Source organism: Janthinobacterium sp. GW823-FHT03B06, assembly GCF_058796955.1.
On sequence record NZ_JBXAJE010000007.1, the window covers coordinates 138,578 to 154,712 of the forward strand.

Here is a 16,135-nt window from a genome sequence, read left to right on the forward strand (position 1 = left end):
TTAGTGGGCGGCGTGGGCCTGATCTTGCTGTTGCAGCGCTTGCAGGGCGTCGAGGATGTCCATCTTGAGGGCGATCACGTCGGCGCTGTGGCCGATGCGCGGCTGGTCGATGGCGACGGGCCATTCGCGCACGATGTTGCCCGGCTTGCCGCCCATGAGCAGGATGCGGTCGGCGACGAGGATGGCTTCGTCGATATCGTGCGTGACCAGCAGCACGGCCGTGTGCCAGCGGTGCACCACGTCGACCAGCAGCGACTGCATCTCGGCGCGGGTGATGGCGTCGAGGGCGGAAAACGGTTCGTCGGCGAACAGCAGTTCCGGTTCGCGCGCCAGCGCGCGGGCCAGCGCCACGCGCTGCGCCATGCCGCCCGACAGCGCGGACGGATACAGTTTTTCGCGGCCCTTCAGGCCCACCGCTTCGATGGCTTGCGCCACGCGCGCCTCGTGCGCTGCGCGCGTGAGCTGCGGCTGGTGCTTGAAATCCAGACCGAAACCCGCGTTGCCCGTGACGTTCAGCCAGGGCAAAAGGCTCGCCTGCTGGAACACGAGGGCGCTGCGCGGGTCCGGTTCGCGCATGGGCGCATCGAGGAATTGAATGGCGCCCGTCGATGGCGGCTGCAGGCCGGCCAGCACGCGCAGCAGGCTCGATTTGCCGCAGCCGCTGCCGCCCAGCAGGCAGACGATCTCGCGCTTGCGCACACCCAGCGAGACGTGCTGGAACACGGGCGTGCTGCCCGCATAGGAAAAGCTCAGGTCCTGCGCCTGCAAGGCCCAATCAGCAACGCTCATGCCGGGGCTCCCGCTGCCGCCTGCTGGCTGTCGAACAGCTGCAAGGCCGATTGCAACTGCGTCAGGCTGGGGGTGACGATGGGGATGAACGACGATTCGCGCCAGCGGCGGGCAAAGCCCTGCTGTTCGGCGTTCAGGTAGGCGCGCCCGCCCATGGCTTGCAGTTCCAGCATCAGCGCCTGCTGCAGCACGTCGGCCAGCTGTATGCGCAGGCGGAACATGGCCGGCGCCTGCGTCTTGAAGCGGCCGTCGTGCACGCCGGCCAGCAAGGTGGCGACGGCGCTTTCCAGTGTCGCTTGCAGCGCTTCGATGCGTGGCGTGAGTTGGTTGCGCGAGCCGGCCGAGATTTGCGCCGCCTTTGCCAGGCTGGCGCGCGCCAGGCCGATCGACAGGCCGCACTGCATGCCGAGGAACGATGGGCGCACCTGCGGCAGCCAGGCCGGCGCGTTGTCGCTGATGATGTCCGCGGCGGGGATGTGCACCTGCGCCAGCTTGACGGAAGCCGTATTGCTGCCGCGCAGGGCAATCAGGTCCAGGTCATCGCTGCGCCTGACGCCCGCCGTGCCGCTGTCGAAGGCGACGATGACGGGGGGCGCGCCGTCGTCGGGCGCCACGGCGGCTGCCGCGACAAAGCCGGCCTTGCGCAAGTTGGTCACCCAGGCCAGGCCGCCGTCGACGAGCAAGCCGTCATCGTGGCGCGCGCCCGTGATTTGCAGCTGTTCGATGCCGGACAAGAATTTCATCGCGTTCGACAAACCGCTGGCGCCTGCCTGCGTGCCGGCCAGCAGGCCGGGCAAACGGCGCTCGGCCAGTGCGCGGTTCTCGCTTTGCAGCAGGAATTCGATGAAGCAGCGCTGGCCCCAGAAGACAAAGGCCGCCGTCACCGATTGCTCGGCCACTTTGGCGATGGCGTCGATGGCGTCGCGCACGTCGCCGCCCGCGCCGCCGTGCTCCTGCGGTACGCCGATGGCCAGCAGCTTGTCGCCCGCGAGGGCGGGCAAAACGGTTTCAGCCAGCTCCGGCGATTGGTCGAGCTGGTCGGCATGCATGTGCAGCCAGTGAGTGAGGTTCGCCATGTCAGACGGCGCCAGGCAGGTAGGGCGTCAATTGCGGATTGACGGGCGTGCCGGCCAGGCTGTTGGAGAAATTGCACAGGGTGGCCAGGCTGATGCCCAGCACGACTTCGAGCGCCTGCTGTTCGTTGTAGCCGGCGGCCAGGAAGGCTTGATATTCGGCGTCGCTGACGGCGCCGCGCGTGGCGATGACGGCCGTGGCGAAGGCGGCGACGGCGTCGAGCTGCGTATCGCCCGTCGGCTGGCCGTGCTGCAGGGCGCGCACCGTGTCCGGTGTCTGGCCCGCTTTTTTCAGCGAGATGGCGCTATGGCCGGCGATGCAGAAATCGCAGCCATGGATGCGCGCGGCCGTGATCTGCACCACTTCGCGCTCCATCAGGGTCAGGCTGGCGCGCGCATTGATGCCGGAGACGGTCAGATAGGTTTCCAGTGCCAGCGGGGCATTGGCCAGCACGCCGATCAGATTGGGCAGGAAGCCATTGTTGGCGATGGCCTTTTCCACGAAGGGGCGGCTGTCGGCCGGGGCGGTATCGAGAGTGTGCAGCGTCAGACGGGACATGGGGTACCTTGCTAAGTTAGTAAGTCACCCGGTCATTATATCGGCCATGCCGTGCACGCAACAGACGTCAGCGTCGTCCTTTTGTGCTCGTTCGTCTGCGATTGTGTGATCCTTGATTCCGGCAGGCTCTTAGCTGGCCAGCTGGCGCAATCGCTGGTCGCGCCGGTAGGCGCCCGGCTGCTCGCCCGTGACCCGCTTGAAGGCGCGCGTAAAGGCGGCGTGCGAGCGGTAGCCCACCAGTTCGGCGGCGCGTTCGACGGAGACGCCGTCGTGCAGACGCCGCGCGGCGATCTTCATGCGCAGCAGGAGCAGGAACTGGGCCGGCGAGTGGCCGCTGGCGCTGGCGAAATGCTTGCAGAAGCTGGCGCGCGACATGCACGCTGCCTTGGCCATGTTCTCGATCGACCAGTCGTCGGCAGGGGCGTCGAGCATGCGTTCGAGCAGTGGCGAAAATGCGGGCTGGTGCAGCAGCGACAGCAGGCCGGCCGCCACCTGCTCGCCCTGCGCCACATGGCGGATCAGGTAAAAGAACAGCAGCTCGACCAGGCGCGCGATGAGCGGCGACGGCTGTTCCGGATCGCCGCCTGCTTCGGCGAGGATCAGGTCGAACAGCGCGGCGGCGGCGCTGAAGGCGGGCGCGTCGCCGCGTATCAGCAGATACGGCGGGAACGAGTCGACGATCAGCGCGGAGAGGGCGCCGCGAAATTGAAAGAAGCCGCAGGCCAGCGCCGTCGCCGGCTGCTGCGTGGGCGTTTGCAGCGGCAGCATCGCTTGCGCGCTCGCCGCCTGCAGCGGATCGCTGTGGGGACTGAGGAAGTGCGGCAAGTCGCGCAGCAGGAAGACGCCGTCGCGCGGGCCGAGCGCAATGGGCGCCGCGCCGTCGAGGTGCAAGTAGCAATGGCCATCGAGCACCAGGTGAAAGCTGCCCAGTTCCCGGCCCGCCGTGGAAGCGCGCCAGCGGCCGCAGTACTGGCCCACATGCAGCACGGCGGTGTCGAGTTCCAGGCTGCCGAGCAGCCAGCGCGCCAGTCTGTCGGTATCAGGATGCATGGGATCGCAAAGGCAAAAGCTCCATCATACGGGCCAGACGCGGCAAGGCCAACGACCGATTTCGACTAAGCATATGCGCGCCAAGCTTGGCGCTTACTGCTTGCCGCCGTGCTGCTGGAACGCGGGGCAGTCGATTTGCAGCAGCGAGCGGTCTTCCAGGCACACGGCCGAGAGTTTCCCGCCCCAGACGCAGCCGCTATCGAGTCCGATCAGGTGCGGCCGTAGTAGCAGTCCCAGCGCCGACCAGTGGCCGAAGACGATGGTGTCGCCGGCGCTGCGCCGGCCCGGCACGTCGAACCAGGGCAGCAGGCCGGAGCCTGGCGGCGGGCTGCCGCTTTCCTTCATCTTGAAATCCATCACGCCGTCCGGCGTGCAAAAGCGCAGCCGCGTCATGGCGTTGACGATGCAGCGCAGCCGGTCGGTGCCCTGCAGGTCGTCGCGCCAGGCGGCCGGCTCGTTGCCGTACATGGTGCGCAGGAACGCCACCCAATCGTCGCTGCGCAGCATGGCGGATACCTCCCCGCTCAGGGACAGGGCCTGGGCCGCGCTCCATTGCGGCAGCAAGCCCGCATGCACGAGCACATGGCCATCGTGTTCCAGTGCCAGTGGCCGCTGGCGCAGCCAGTTGATCAACTCCTCGCGGTCGGGTGCATCGAGGATGTCGGCGAGGGTGTCGGACGCATGCTCGGGCCGGATGCCGTTGGCCACGGCCAGCAAGTGCAAGTCATGGTTGCCCAGGACGCTGTCGGCCAGGCCTTGCTGCGCCAGGGCGTGCACGTGGCGCAGGGTGGCCAGCGAGGCCGGGCCGCGATTGATCAAGTCGCCCGCGAACAGCAGGCGGTACGGACCGCCCGCTGCCGCCTGGATCCGTTCGATCAATTCGACGGTTTGTGCATGACAGCCTTGCAGATCGCCGATAAAGTAAGTTTTCATATGTGCCGGGGTGAAGTGAACTACGCGCCTGCATTATAAGCATGCCCGCCCTTTGGCGTTGGGGCATTTCTGGCAGGTGCCCGATTGCGCGCATGGCCGGCGGGAAGAAAAACGCGGGCGCCGATTATGCCGCATGGGAATTTGATTCAGCGGTATGTCACGCTGCCGTATCACGCTGCCATATAGGAGTAATAATCCGCCTGCATGCTAGGAGTAATAATCCGCCTGCATGCCGTTCAGGCACGCGGGAATGCCATTTGATTCATGGTTATTCATTTTTCATGCGGGCTTCCGGTATATTCTTCATTTAATCTTAATGTTGGCCCGCCAAATAAATCGAGGGCCGTGATTCAATTGATGATGGATTATGCGTTGGTGCACAGATATTTATGCAATGTAGTATATTCCACGTGATTTTATTATTTAAATGAATATAAAGGATGTACCAATGGATCTGTCTACGATGACGATGCTGGAATTGCGCAAACTGGAAGATAATGTCAAACAGGAATTGAACAGCCGCGAGCGCCAAGACTTGAACAAGGCGCGCGAACAGATCATGGCCATCGCGCAGCAAGCCGGCATTCCGCTGAAACAGCTGATACTCGATGGCTTGCACCCGCGCACGGGCAAAGTCGCGGTGCGTTACCGTCATCCTGAGAATGCGGCCGAGCAATGGACAGGCCGTGGCCGTCAGCCGCTGTGGGTCAGGCAGTGGGTGGAATCGGGCAAGTCGATCGATCTGCTGCGCGTATAATTCGGTATACTCTTGGCGTAGTGGCAAGCCGCCAGCCGCGCGCTGCACCTTGCCAGGCACCTTATTGACCCTACTTATACCGGCCACACCATGCTCCCATTGTCCAGAACGATCTTCAAGGCCTACGATATTCGCGGCATCATCGCTAAAACCCTCGATGCCGGCGTGGCCCACAAGATCGGTCAGGCATTTGGCCAGGCCGCCCTGGCCAAGGGCGAGCAGCGGGTCGTGATCGGCCGTGACGGCCGTCTGTCGGGACCGGAATTGACGGCGGCGCTGGCGCAGGGCTTGCAAGCGGCGGGCGTCGACGTGATCGACCTGGGCGTGGTGGCCACGCCGATGGTCTACTTCGGCACGAATGTGCTCGACACGCGCTCCGGCATCATGGTCACGGGCAGCCACAATCCGCCCGACTACAACGGCTTCAAGATGGTGCTGGCCGGCGAGGCGATCCACGGCGAAGCGATCCAGGCGCTGTACCACAGCATTGTCGCGCACGACGGCAGCGCCAGTGCCAAGCCGGGCACCTATGCCACGCACGATATCCGCGCCGCCTACCTGGAGCGCATCCTGGGCGACGTCAAGCTGGCGCGCCCGATCAAGATCGCCGTCGACTGCGGCAATGGCGTGGCCGGCGCGTTCGCGGGGGACCTGTTCCGCGGCATGGGCTGCGAAGTCATCGAACTGTTCTGCGAAGTCGACGGCCACTTCCCGAACCACCATCCGGACCCGGCGCACCCGGAAAACCTGCAGGACCTGATCCGCTGCCTGGCCGAGACGGATGCCGAAATCGGCATCGCCTTCGACGGCGACGGCGACCGCCTGGGCGTGGTCACCAAGGATGGCCAGATCATCTACCCTGACCGCCAGATGATGCTGTTCGCGGCCGACGTGCTGACCCGCCATCCTGGCGCGCAGATTTTGTACGACGTGAAATGCACGCGCCACCTGGCGCCGTGGATCAGCAAGCATGGCGGCGTACCGCTGATGTACAAGACGGGCCACTCGCTGGTAAAAGCCAAGCTGCGCGAAACGGGTGCGCCGCTGGGCGGCGAAATGAGCGGCCATATCTTCTTCAAGGACCGCTGGTACGGTTTCGACGACGGCATGTATTCGGCCGCGCGCCTGCTCGAAATCCTCACGCGCGAAGCGGATCCGTCGGCTTTGCTGAATTCCCTGCCGCAGTCCGACAGCACGCCGGAACTGCACCTGGAGCTGAAGGAGGGCGAGAACGTCGCGCTGATGGACGTGCTGCGCCGCGACGCCGTCTTCCCCGGCAATGAACAGATCATCACCATCGACGGCTTGCGCGTGGAATACGCGGACGGCTTCGGCCTGGCCCGCTCGTCGAACACCACGCCAGTGATCGTCATGCGCTTCGAAGCGGAAACGCCGGCAGCCCTGGCGCGCATCCAGGGACAGTTCAAGAGCGTGATCCTGGCCGCCAAGCCTGACGCCGTGCTGCCGTTCTGACAGCATGGCCGCTCAACCAGGCGCGCAGGCGCCCTTGAAAATCCTGCTGGTGCGCGTGTCCTCGCTGGGCGACGTGCTGCATAACCTGCCGATGGTGGCGGACATCGCCCGCCATTTCCCGAATGCGACCATCGACTGGGTGGTTGAAGAGGGCTACACCAGCCTGGTGCGCCTGAACGCGCGCGTCAATACCATTTTCCCGTTCGCGCTGCGGCGCTGGCGCAAGAGCCTGGGCAAGAAAGAGACGCGCGCGGAAATCGCCGCCTTCTTCCGCAGCCTGCGCCAGACGCGCTACGATTATGTGTTCGATACCCAGGGCTTGCTCAAGACGGGCATCATCATGGGCGCCGCGCGCCTGGCGCCGGGCGGACAGAAGGTCGGCCTAGCCAATGGCAGCGAAGGCTCCGGCTACGAAGGCATCTCGCGCCTGTTCCACACCAAAAGCATTCCGCTCGACCCGCGCACGCATGCGGTAGCGCGCGGCCGCCTGGTCGCTGCCGCTGCACTCGGCTACACGATCGACACGCCGGCCGATTTCGGCTTGCCGGAAGTCTCGCGCAACGAGCCGCGCCCGGACTGGATGGGCGAAGCTCCCTACTGCGTGTATTTCCACGGTACGGCGCGCGACGCCAAGAAATGGGCGCCGGAAAACTGGATCGCCCTGGGCCGTGCCTTGGCACCGATGCCGATTTTGCTGCCCTGGGGTTCGCCCAGGGAAAAGGCGGAAGCCGAACAACTGGCGGCCGGTCTGCCGAACGCGCGCGTGCTGCCGAAACTGTCGATGGACGACGCCACCCTGCTGGCGCGCCACGCGGCGCTGGTGATCGGCGTCGACACGGGCCTGACGCATATCGCGGCCGCCTTCGTGCGCCCGACGGTGGAAATCTATGCCGATTCTCCGCTGTGGAAAACGGAAGGCAACTGGTCGCCGAACATCATCAACCTGGGCGACAAGGGTGCGCCGCCCGGCGTGCCGGAAGTGCTGGCCGCGGCACAACGCCTGCTGACCGAACATCCTCCCGCCTGACTTCAACCGCCTGACCTTAACATTCAACAATCATGCGACTTCTTTATACCCTTGCCTGGTGGCTGGCCTTGCCCCTGGTGCTGGCGCGGCTGTGGCTGCGCGGACGCCAGGAACCCGGCTACCGCCAGCACTGGGGCGAGCGCCTGGGCTTTTACGGCCGCCAGCCGACAACGGCTACAGACACCATCTGGCTGCACGCCGTCTCCGTCGGCGAGACGCGCGCGGCCGAGCCGCTGATCGATGCGCTGCTGGCCGCCTGGCCCAGGTGCCGCATCGTCCTCACGCACATGACGCCGACGGGGCGCGCGACGGGCAAGGCGCTGTTCGCCAAACACGGCGCGCGCCTCGTGCAAAGCTATCTGCCCTACGACACGGGCGCCATGCCGGCCCGTTTCATCCGCCATTTCACCCCGCGCATCTGCATCCTGATGGAGACGGAAGTGTGGCCGAATCTGATCCACCAATGCACTCGCTACAAAGTGCCCGTGGTGCTGGCCAACGCGCGCTTGTCGCAGCGTTCGCTGGGCAAGGCGCAGCGTCTGGGCAAGCTGATTGCCGATGCGGCGCGCGGCATCACCCTGGTGGCGGCGCAGACGCAGGACGATGCCGATCGCGTGCGCCAGCTGGGCGTGCAGGACGTGGTGGTCACGGGCAGCATCAAGTTCGACGTCGTCGTGCCCGGGGCGGCCCTGGCGACGGGGGCAGCGCTGCGCGCCGCCATCGGTGCGCGCCCCGTGCTGCTGTGCGCCAGCACGCGCGAAGGCGAAGAGCAGCTGATCCTCGATGCCTTTACCCGCGCCAGCTTGCCCGATGATGCGCTGCTGCTGATCGTGCCGCGCCACCCGCAGCGCTTCGACGAGGTGGAAAAATTGATCGCGGCGCACGGCCTGGCCGTGCAGCGCAGGTCCGGCCTGGCGCAGGACGATGTGGTGGCGGCGGGCACGCAGGTGCTGCTGGGAGACTCGATGGGCGAGATGTTTGCGTACTACGCGGCCTGCGATTGCGCATTCGTCGGCGGCAGCCTGCTGCCGCTGGGCGGACAAAACCTGATCGAGCCGGCGGCCCTGGGCAAGCCCGTGCTGATCGGTCCGCACACCTTCAATTTCGCGCTGGTCACCGAGCAGGCGATTGCCGCCGGCGGCGCCGCGCTGGTGGCGGATGCCGATGCGCTGATGGCGCAGGCATCTGCCTTGCTGCAGGATCCGGCGCGTTTATCGTCGATGGGTCAAAAGGCGCTGGCGTTTGCCAGCCAGCACCGGGGCGCCACGCCGCGCACCATCGCGGCGATTCAACCTTTATTGTTGGTTTAATTCCGGGGTCAGACCCGCCGGGTCTGACCCCAGCTTTGCGCCGTTTGGTCGGAGTACCGTTAAAACAACACCGGCAGTTCTTGCGAGCGCTTCCTTAATGCCTGCTTGGCCCCATCGTAATCGGGATAGATCGATTCCACGGTGGCCCAGAAGCGGGGGCTGTGGTTCATTTCCAGCAGGTGCGACAGTTCGTGCGCCACGACGTAATCGATCAGCGGCAGGGCGAAGTGGATCAGGCGCCAGTTCAGGCGGATCTTGCGCTCGATGGTGCAGCTGCCCCAGCGCGTGCCGGCCGACGACAGCGACAGCGAATCGTAGCGCACGCCCAGCTTGTCCGCATACAGGTCCAGCCGTGCTTCGAACAGCTGGCGCGCCTCGTGCTGGAACCAGCCCTTCACTTTTTCCTTCAATTGCTGCTCGCTGCCCGTGGGCGTGACCCACACGTGCAGTTCATTGGTGTCGCGCTGAAAGCTGGCGCGGTGGCGCGGCGCCTGGTGCAATCGCAAGGTGATCTCGCCACCGAGGTAGGGCAGCACGGCGCCATCGACCCATGCCACGGGCGGGCGCTGCTGGCGCTGCACCTTGCGCTCGCCCCGTTCCAGCAGCTTCGAGACGATCCAGCCTTGCTTGGCGCGGATGGCGTTGTCGATTTCGGCCAGGGTGACGCGCTTGGGCGCCGTGACGCGCAAACCGTTATCGTCGATCATGAAGCCGATGGAACGGCGCGTGGAGCGGCGCAGGGCGAATTCGACGAGGTGGCTGCCCAGCTGCAGCTGGCGCAGCGGCGGGCCATCGGCGGTGCGTGGCGGGGAAGGCAGGGGAGGCGGGGCAGGGCGAACGATGGGCGGCGCGGGCGCCACTACCGGTGGGGCCACGGGCGGCGCTGGCGGTGCCGTGGGGCGCACCGCCGGGGGCGTGCTGGTCGAGACGTCATGCGCGAACAAATCCAGTTGTTGGTCGCCGACCTTGATGGTCTTCATCTGCTGGCGCAGTGTCGGCTCCTGGATGACCGCGCTGATGCCGTCTAGCCAGCGTTGTAGGCGTGAGGCGAAATGACGCGCATTTCTGATTCTATCCAATTTTCCACCTGTTGCATCATGCTGTCCGGGGTTTGCCCTTCCGGCGAAATCGGTTTGCCTATCGAGACGGTGATCAGTCCCGGGCGTTTGAGGAATGACTGCTTGGGCCAGCACTCGCCTGAATTATGCGCAATCGGCACCACCACGGCGCCCGTGGCGATGGCCAGACGCGTGCCGCCGCTCTTGTACTTGCCCGCCTGGCCCACGGGAATGCGGGTACCTTCAGGGAACATGATAATCCATTGGCCATCGGCCAGCCGGCGCTTGCCATGTGCGACCACGCTCTTGAACGCATGCTTGCCCTGCTTGCGGTCGATGGGGATCATGCGCAGCAGCGCCATGGCCCAGCCGAAGAAGGGGATGTACAGGATCTCCTTCTTGAACACATATACGAGCGGACGGGGCAGGCTGGGCAGCAAGAAGATGGTTTCCCATGCCGACTGGTGCTTCGACAGCACGATGGCCGGCGCGTCCGGGAAGTTCTCGGCGCCCTTGACTTCATAGCGGATGCCGCAAATGACCTTGGCGCACCACAGGATAAACACATTCCAGCGCGAGGTGACCCAATAGCGCTTGTTGTAGCTCAATGGCGCGGCAAAAAAGCACACGCAGGCCCAGACGATGGTGGCCACGATCATGATGATCATGAACAGCAGTGATCGCAGGAACAGGGAAATATTACGCAATGCGGTTCTCCGAAGATTAGATACTGAATGCCACGGTGGGCGCCGGTGTGGCGGGCGCCTTGAGCAGGTGGTTCACGACGGCGGCCAGGTCGGGGAAGACCTGAGTGCCGGGCGGCAGGCCACCCGTCTCGTTGGTTTTTTCGCCCTTGCCCGTCAAGACCAGGTAGGGCACGCAGCCGCTGATGAAGCCGGCCTGCAGGTCGCGCAGCGAATCGCCAACGGTGGGCACGCCTCGCAGGCTGGTGTTGTAGCGCTGCGAGATTTCATGGAACATGCCCGGTTTCGGCTTGCGGCAGTCGCAATTGTCCGCGCCCGCATGCGGGCAAAAGAAGATGGCGTCGATATCGGCGCCCACCTGCTGCGCCAGGGTGTGCATCTTCTGGTGGATCGCGTTGAGCACCGTCATGTCGAAGTATTCGCGCGCGATGCCGGACTGGTTCGAGGCGACGACGACGCGATAGCCGGCCTGGTTCAGGCGGGCGATCGCTTCGAGCGAACCGGGGATGGGCAGCCATTCGGCCGGCGACTTGATGAAGTCCGGCGAGTCATGATTAATGACGCCGTCGCGGTCGAGAATAATCAGTTTCAGCGCCGGAGTGCCCATTATGCCGCCAGCTTGGAAATGTCGGCCACGCGGTTCATCATGCCGTGCAAGGACGACAGCAAGGCCAGGCGGTTGTTGCGCAGGGCGACATCCTCGGCCATCACCATCACGTCGTTGAAGAAGCCATCGACGTCATCGCGCAGCTGCGCCAGGGTTTGCAGGGTGCTGGTGAAGTCGCCCTTGGCAAAGGCCGCGTCGACTTCCGGCTGCACGCGCGAGACGGCGGCGGCCAGTTTTTTCTCCGCTTCGTCCTGCAGCAGTGCCACGTTGACGCCGCCGGCGGCGACCTGGCTCACGGCTTCCTCGTTCTTTTTCAGGATGTTCGTGATGCGCTTGTTGGCCGCTGCCAGCGAGGCGCTTTCCGGCAGCGCGGCAAACGCCTGCACGGCTTCCAGGCGCTGCACGATGTCGTCCAGGCGGTCCGGGTTCTGCGCCACGACGGCTTCGATTTCATTCGGCGAGAAACCGCGCTCGCGCAGGATGCCGCGCAGGCGGTCCAGCATGAAGGTGGTCACATCCGCGACGGGGTCCTTGAAGCCTGGCACGGCTGCGAACTGCGCGGCGGCGTCAAACAGCAAGCCCTGGATCGACAAGGGCAGGCGTTTTTCCAGCAGCATGCGCAGCACGCCCAGGGCGTGGCGGCGTAGCGCGAACGGGTCCTTGTCGCCTGTCGGCGCCAGGCCGATGGCCCAGATGCCGACCAGGGTTTCGAGCTTGTCGGCCAGGGCCACGGCGGTGCCGGTGGCGGTGGACGGCAGGCTGTCGCCGGCAAAGCGCGGCTGGTAGTGTTCGGAGGCGGCCAGCGCCACTTCTTCCGGTTCGCCGTCATGGCGCGCGTAGTACGTGCCCATGATGCCTTGCAGTTCGGGGAATTCGCCCACCATGTCGGTCAGCAGATCGGCCTTGGCCAGCAGGGCGCCCCGTTCGGCCAGCGCCACGTCGTAGCCCAGCTTGGCGGCGATGGCGCCGGCCAGCGACTTGACGCGCTCTGTGCGGGCCGCTTGCGTGCCCAGCTTGTTGTGATAGACGACGTTGGCCAGCAGCGGCAGACGCGATGCCAGGGTCTTCTTCTTGTCTTGCTCGAAGAAGAACTTGGCGTCGGACAGGCGCGGGCGCACGACGCGCTCGTTGCCGCCGATGATGTGCTCGGGCGTGTCCGTCTCGATGTTCGAGACGATCAAAAAGCGCGAGCGCAGCTTGCCTTCGCTGTCCGTCAGGGCGAAGTATTTCTGGTTCGTCTGCATCGTGAGGATCAGGCATTCCTGCGGCACGGCCAGGAATTCTTCCTCGAAGTGGCACTCATACACGACCGGCCATTCGACCAGGGCCGTGACTTCATCGAGCAGCGCTTCGGGCATCAGCACCTGGTCGGCGCCGGCCTTGTCCAGCAGCTGGGCGCGGATGCGCTCCTTGCGTTCCTCGTTGCTGGCGATGACGCTGGCGTTGAGAATCAGCGAGGGCGCATAGTTTTCCGCGTGCGCGATGGTGATCGGTTCGCCGTCGGTGAGGAAGCGGTGGCCCAGGGTGGTGCGGCCGGCCGTCAAGCCCAGCAGGGTCAATGGCAGGATATTGATGCCGTGCAGGGCGATCAGGCTGTGGGCCGGGCGCACGAACTGCACGGTGGTGCCGTCCGGACGCTGATAGCTCATCAGTTTTGGAATCGGCAGCTTGGCGGCCGATTCCGTCAATGCGGCCTGCGCCCCTGTGGCGAGCTGGCTGCCCGGCGCTGTGTAGGTGTAGAAGAAGCTTTCCGCCTTGCCGTCGGCGGCGCGTTCCAGCTCGGCCACCGTCAGATCGGGGAAGCCCAGCGCGGCCAGTTTCTTGGCCAGCGGCGGCGTGCCGTTGCCGTTCGCGTCCAGCGCTACGGAGACGGGCAGGACTTTTTCGCGGATCGATTTGTCGGGCGAGACTTCGCGCACGTTGGTGATGGAGACGGCCAGGCGGCGCGGCGAGGCGTAGCTGGTGGCGACGCTGTCGGCTTCCAGGAAGTCGCGCGTTTTCAGGCCGTTGACGATGCCGGCCGTGAAGGCGGCGCCCAGTTTGGCCAGCGCTTTCGGCGGCAGTTCTTCGGTCAGCAGTTCGATGAGCAGTGTTTGGTTCATGGTGTTCTTGTCAGGTACGGCGGTGTGGAGGCTCGAATTAGGCGGCGGCTTGGTCTGCTGCGGGCAGCATCGGGAAACCGAGGCGTTCGCGCGAGTCGTAATACGCTTGCGCCACCAGGCGCGACAGGGTGCGCACGCGGCCGATGTAGGCGGCGCGTTCCGTCACCGAGATGGCGCCGCGCGCGTCGAGCATGTTGAAGCTGTGCGAGGCCTTCATGATCTTCTCGTAGGCGGGCAGGGTCAGTTGCAGTTCGATCAGGCGCTTCGCTTCCGCTTCGTAGTTGCCGAACTGTTCGAACAGCAGGTCCGTGTTCGCGTGCTCGAAGTTGTAGGTCGATTGCTCCACCTCGTTCTGGTGGAAGACGTCGCCGTAGGTCAGTTTTTTCGTAATACCGTTTTCTTCCCACTCTGTCCACACCAGGTCATACACGTTTTCCACGCCCTGCAGATACATGGCCAGGCGTTCGATGCCGTAGGTGATCTCGCCCAGCACGGGCTTGCAATCGAGGCCGCCCACTTGCTGGAAGTAGGTAAACTGGGTCACTTCCATGCCGTTCAGCCAGACTTCCCAGCCCAGGCCCCAGGCGCCCAGGGTCGGGCTTTCCCAGTCGTCTTCGACGAAGCGCACGTCATTCTGCTTCAAGTCCAGGCCCAGCGCGGCCAGCGAACCCAGATACAGGTCGAGGATGTTTTCCGGCGCCGGCTTCAACACCACCTGGTACTGGTAGTAGTGCTGCATGCGGTTCGGGTTTTCGCCATAGCGGCCATCCTTCGGGCGGCGCGACGGCTGCACATACGCGGCGCGCCACGGTTCCGGACCGATCGCGCGCAGGAAGGTACCGGTGTGGAAGGTGCCGGCGCCGACTTCCATGTCGTATGGCTGGAGCAGGGCGCAACCTTGCTTGTCCCAATATGTTTGCAAGGTCAGGATAATTTGTTGAAATGTGAGCATCGTATGAGTTCGCCGCGCGGGAGACTGCGCGCTGTTAAGGTTTGCTTGAAGCCCGCACGCCGCTAACAAGCGCGTCCGGGCCGGGGTTTTGCTAATTTTAGCGGTTTTTACGGGCCCACTGTGACTCTTCGGGCAATATCGGCCGCTTATTGCTGCGCGGCGCGGCCACGGCGGGCGGCGCGCGACAGCAGGAAGGCCGTCAGCAGGGCCAGCGCGGCCAGGGCCAGCACCAGTTTGTTGCCGTACAGAATGTATGGTGTCATGCCGCCCATGCCCTGCACCTTGGCCGCCAGCGTGGCTTGCTGTTCCGGCGGCAGCAGGCTTTGCACCACGCCCTTGCCGTCGATGACGGCGGTGGCGCCCGTGTTCGTCGAGCGCAGCATGGGGCGGCCCGTTTCCAGGCTGCGCATCTGCGAAATCTGCAGATGCTGGGGGATGGCGATCGAGTCACCGAACCAGGCCAGGTTCGAGATATTGAGCAGCACGGACGCCGACTGCTTGCCGTGGCGGTGGGCGCTGGCCAGCTGGCCGGCGATTTCCTCGCCAAACAAGTCTTCGTAGCAGATATTCGGCAGCACCAGCTGGTCGCGTACCTGCAGCGGCGCCTGCACCTCGGCGCCGCGGCCCATGTCGCCGAGCGGGATGGCCATCATGGCGACGAACCAGTGCAGGCCGGGCGGCACGAATTCGCCGAACGGCACCAGATGGTGCTTGCGGTACTGGTAGTAGGGACCCGGCGTGCCGTTGGGCGTGATGCCCACGGCCGCATTGTAGAAGCGCTGCTGCTCGTCGAGCACGGGCATGCCGACCAAAATCGTGCTGCCCGTCTGCTGCGCATACGTCGCCAGGCTATCGAGATAGCCGGGCGGCAGCTGGTGCGGCAGCACGGTGACGGCCGTTTCCGGCGTGGCGATCAGGTCGGCCGGCGCGCTGGTGATGGCGCTCTGGTACATCTGCAGGGCGCCCAGCACGAAGCCGGGGTCGAATTTCTGCTGCTGCGGCACATTGCCCTGCAACAGGCGCACGGTGATGGGGCGCCCGACCGGGTGGGTCCAGTTCACGTATTGCAAGCCAACGCCGGCCGCGTACAGGGCGATGACGCCGCCCAGCGCGCTCCAGCGCGTGCGGTGCAGGGGGTGGACCAGTAGCAGCAGGGCGCCGGCGGACAGCGCCGCCAGCCAGCCCAGGCCGTACGATCCGACGATGGGGGCAAAGCCGCCCAGCGGGCTGGCATTGTGGGCGTAGCCGGTGGCCAGCCACGGAAAACCCGTAAACAGCCAGCCGCGCGTCCATTCGAACAGGGTCCACGTGGCGGGCAGCACCAGCAAGGTCATGGCGGGCAGGGACAGCACCCAGCGCTGGCGCAGCCAGGCGGCCGCGCCCATGGCCAGGGCCACGTAGATGGCCATCAAGAGTGCCAGCAAGGCCACGGCGATGGCGGCGATCGGCGCGGCCATGTCGCCATAGCGGTGCATCGAGATGTACAGCCAGTGCGTGCCGGCCGCGCACCAGCCGAAGCCGTAGGCCCAGCCGATCAGCGCGCCGGCCTTGACGTTCGCCGCGCGCAGCACCTGGTAGAACAGCACGCCCAGGCTGAGGATTTGCAGCGGCCAGTAGCCGAAAGGGGCGAACGCCAGCACGGCGACTGCGCCGGCAACAAAGGCAGTCAGCATGCGCGCCCAGGTGCTGCGGGGCGGTTTGGCGGGGGCGTTGGGGTCGGCGCGTCTGAAACGCATTTACA

At 65.3% G+C, this 16,135-nt stretch carries 15 protein-coding genes; 4 read left to right on the forward strand and 11 right to left on the reverse strand.

What is annotated here, in order from left to right; all coding sequences use genetic code 11:
• The 5 genes from AC1RBA_RS21760 to AC1RBA_RS21780 form a co-directional block, all read right to left on the reverse strand.
• The gene (locus AC1RBA_RS21760; RefSeq protein ID WP_070310174.1) at window positions 1-789 is read right to left on the reverse strand and encodes an ABC transporter ATP-binding protein; all 789 of its coding nucleotides are present in this window, start codon (window positions 787-789) and stop codon (window positions 1-3) included.
• The gene (locus AC1RBA_RS21765) at window positions 786-1,865 is read right to left on the reverse strand and encodes an acyl-CoA dehydrogenase family protein (RefSeq protein WP_492419808.1); all 1,080 of its coding nucleotides are present in this window, start codon (window positions 1,863-1,865) and stop codon (window positions 786-788) included. The genes AC1RBA_RS21760 and AC1RBA_RS21765 overlap by 4 nt, the downstream gene beginning before the upstream one ends.
• Before the next feature lies 1 nt (window position 1,866).
• Window positions 1,867-2,421 carry a carboxymuconolactone decarboxylase family protein gene (locus AC1RBA_RS21770; RefSeq protein WP_492419809.1) on the reverse strand — a complete coding sequence of 185 codons (555 nt, stop codon included), beginning with the start codon at window positions 2,419-2,421 and terminating at the stop codon, window positions 1,867-1,869.
• 129 nt (window positions 2,422-2,550) lie between these two features.
• The gene (locus AC1RBA_RS21775) at window positions 2,551-3,471 is read right to left on the reverse strand and encodes an AraC family transcriptional regulator (RefSeq protein WP_070222108.1); all 921 of its coding nucleotides are present in this window, start codon (window positions 3,469-3,471) and stop codon (window positions 2,551-2,553) included.
• A gap of 93 nt (window positions 3,472-3,564) precedes the next feature.
• Complete coding sequence (locus AC1RBA_RS21780) at window positions 3,565-4,404, reverse strand: symmetrical bis(5'-nucleosyl)-tetraphosphatase (protein WP_492419810.1); 840 nt, start codon at window positions 4,402-4,404, stop codon at window positions 3,565-3,567.
• A 448-nt stretch (window positions 4,405-4,852) separates the two neighbouring features.
• Between AC1RBA_RS21780 and AC1RBA_RS21785 the strand changes: the two genes are divergently transcribed.
• From AC1RBA_RS21785 to waaA, 4 genes are all read left to right on the forward strand, one after another.
• Complete coding sequence (locus AC1RBA_RS21785) at window positions 4,853-5,161, forward strand: H-NS histone family protein (protein ID WP_070290469.1); 309 nt, start codon at window positions 4,853-4,855, stop codon at window positions 5,159-5,161.
• A gap of 90 nt (window positions 5,162-5,251) precedes the next feature.
• A complete protein-coding gene (locus AC1RBA_RS21790; RefSeq protein WP_409027855.1) occupies window positions 5,252-6,634 on the forward strand; it encodes a phosphomannomutase/phosphoglucomutase in 1,383 nt (460 codons plus the stop codon).
• 4 nt (window positions 6,635-6,638) lie between these two features.
• Window positions 6,639-7,661: a lipopolysaccharide heptosyltransferase I gene (gene waaC, locus AC1RBA_RS21795; protein WP_070290465.1), complete on the forward strand. Its 1,023-nt coding sequence runs from the start codon at window positions 6,639-6,641 to the stop codon at window positions 7,659-7,661.
• 32 nt (window positions 7,662-7,693) lie between these two features.
• Complete coding sequence (gene waaA, locus AC1RBA_RS21800) at window positions 7,694-8,971, forward strand: lipid IV(A) 3-deoxy-D-manno-octulosonic acid transferase (protein ID WP_492419811.1); 1,278 nt, start codon at window positions 7,694-7,696, stop codon at window positions 8,969-8,971.
• Window positions 8,972-9,030: 59 nt separating this feature from the next.
• On the opposite strand, the gene AC1RBA_RS21805 is transcribed toward waaA, so the two are convergent.
• From AC1RBA_RS21805 to lnt, 6 genes are all read right to left on the reverse strand, one after another.
• A complete protein-coding gene (locus AC1RBA_RS21805; protein ID WP_492419812.1) occupies window positions 9,031-9,951 on the reverse strand; it encodes a M48 family metallopeptidase in 921 nt (306 codons plus the stop codon).
• 44 nt (window positions 9,952-9,995) lie between these two features.
• A complete protein-coding gene (locus AC1RBA_RS21810) occupies window positions 9,996-10,736 on the reverse strand; it encodes a lysophospholipid acyltransferase family protein (RefSeq protein ID WP_034746739.1) in 741 nt (246 codons plus the stop codon).
• Window positions 10,737-10,752: 16 nt separating this feature from the next.
• Window positions 10,753-11,340 (reverse strand): D-glycero-beta-D-manno-heptose 1,7-bisphosphate 7-phosphatase, encoded by a 588-nt coding sequence (gene gmhB, locus AC1RBA_RS21815; RefSeq protein ID WP_121670435.1) that lies wholly within the window; start codon window positions 11,338-11,340, stop codon window positions 10,753-10,755.
• Window positions 11,340-13,442, reverse strand: a complete 2,103-nt coding sequence (gene glyS, locus AC1RBA_RS21820; protein ID WP_492419813.1) for a glycine--tRNA ligase subunit beta — start codon at window positions 13,440-13,442, stop codon at window positions 11,340-11,342. The genes gmhB and glyS overlap by 1 nt, the downstream gene beginning before the upstream one ends.
• Window positions 13,443-13,479: 37 nt before the next feature.
• The gene (gene glyQ / locus AC1RBA_RS21825) at window positions 13,480-14,394 is read right to left on the reverse strand and encodes a glycine--tRNA ligase subunit alpha (protein WP_070290459.1); all 915 of its coding nucleotides are present in this window, start codon (window positions 14,392-14,394) and stop codon (window positions 13,480-13,482) included.
• A 146-nt stretch (window positions 14,395-14,540) separates the two neighbouring features.
• Entirely contained in the window at window positions 14,541-16,130 is a 1,590-nt protein-coding gene (gene lnt / locus AC1RBA_RS21830) for an apolipoprotein N-acyltransferase (RefSeq protein WP_492419814.1), read from the reverse strand.
• Window positions 16,131-16,135 lie beyond the last annotated feature (5 nt).

Coding starts and splice junctions, on each gene's coding strand:
- glyS (WP_492419813.1), bottom strand. CDS start 13,442: ATGAACCAAACACTGCTCATCGAACTGCTGACCGAAGAACTGCCGCCG.
- waaA (WP_492419811.1), top strand. CDS start 7,694: ATGCGACTTCTTTATACCCTTGCCTGGTGGCTGGCCTTGCCCCTGGTG.
- AC1RBA_RS21760 (WP_070310174.1), bottom strand. CDS start 789: ATGAGCGTTGCTGATTGGGCCTTGCAGGCGCAGGACCTGAGCTTTTCC.
- AC1RBA_RS21780 (WP_492419810.1), bottom strand. CDS start 4,404: ATGAAAACTTACTTTATCGGCGATCTGCAAGGCTGTCATGCACAAACC.
- gmhB (WP_121670435.1), bottom strand. CDS start 11,340: ATGGGCACTCCGGCGCTGAAACTGATTATTCTCGACCGCGACGGCGTC.
- AC1RBA_RS21805 (WP_492419812.1), bottom strand. CDS start 9,951: ATGAAGACCATCAAGGTCGGCGACCAACAACTGGATTTGTTCGCGCAT.
- AC1RBA_RS21765 (WP_492419808.1), bottom strand. CDS start 1,865: ATGGCGAACCTCACTCACTGGCTGCACATGCATGCCGACCAGCTCGAC.
- lnt (WP_492419814.1), bottom strand. CDS start 16,130: ATGCGTTTCAGACGCGCCGACCCCAACGCCCCCGCCAAACCGCCCCGC.
- AC1RBA_RS21770 (WP_492419809.1), bottom strand. CDS start 2,421: ATGTCCCGTCTGACGCTGCACACTCTCGATACCGCCCCGGCCGACAGC.
- waaC (WP_070290465.1), top strand. CDS start 6,639: ATGGCCGCTCAACCAGGCGCGCAGGCGCCCTTGAAAATCCTGCTGGTG.
- AC1RBA_RS21785 (WP_070290469.1), top strand. CDS start 4,853: ATGGATCTGTCTACGATGACGATGCTGGAATTGCGCAAACTGGAAGAT.
- AC1RBA_RS21775 (WP_070222108.1), bottom strand. CDS start 3,471: ATGCATCCTGATACCGACAGACTGGCGCGCTGGCTGCTCGGCAGCCTG.
- glyQ (WP_070290459.1), bottom strand. CDS start 14,394: ATGCTCACATTTCAACAAATTATCCTGACCTTGCAAACATATTGGGAC.
- AC1RBA_RS21790 (WP_409027855.1), top strand. CDS start 5,252: ATGCTCCCATTGTCCAGAACGATCTTCAAGGCCTACGATATTCGCGGC.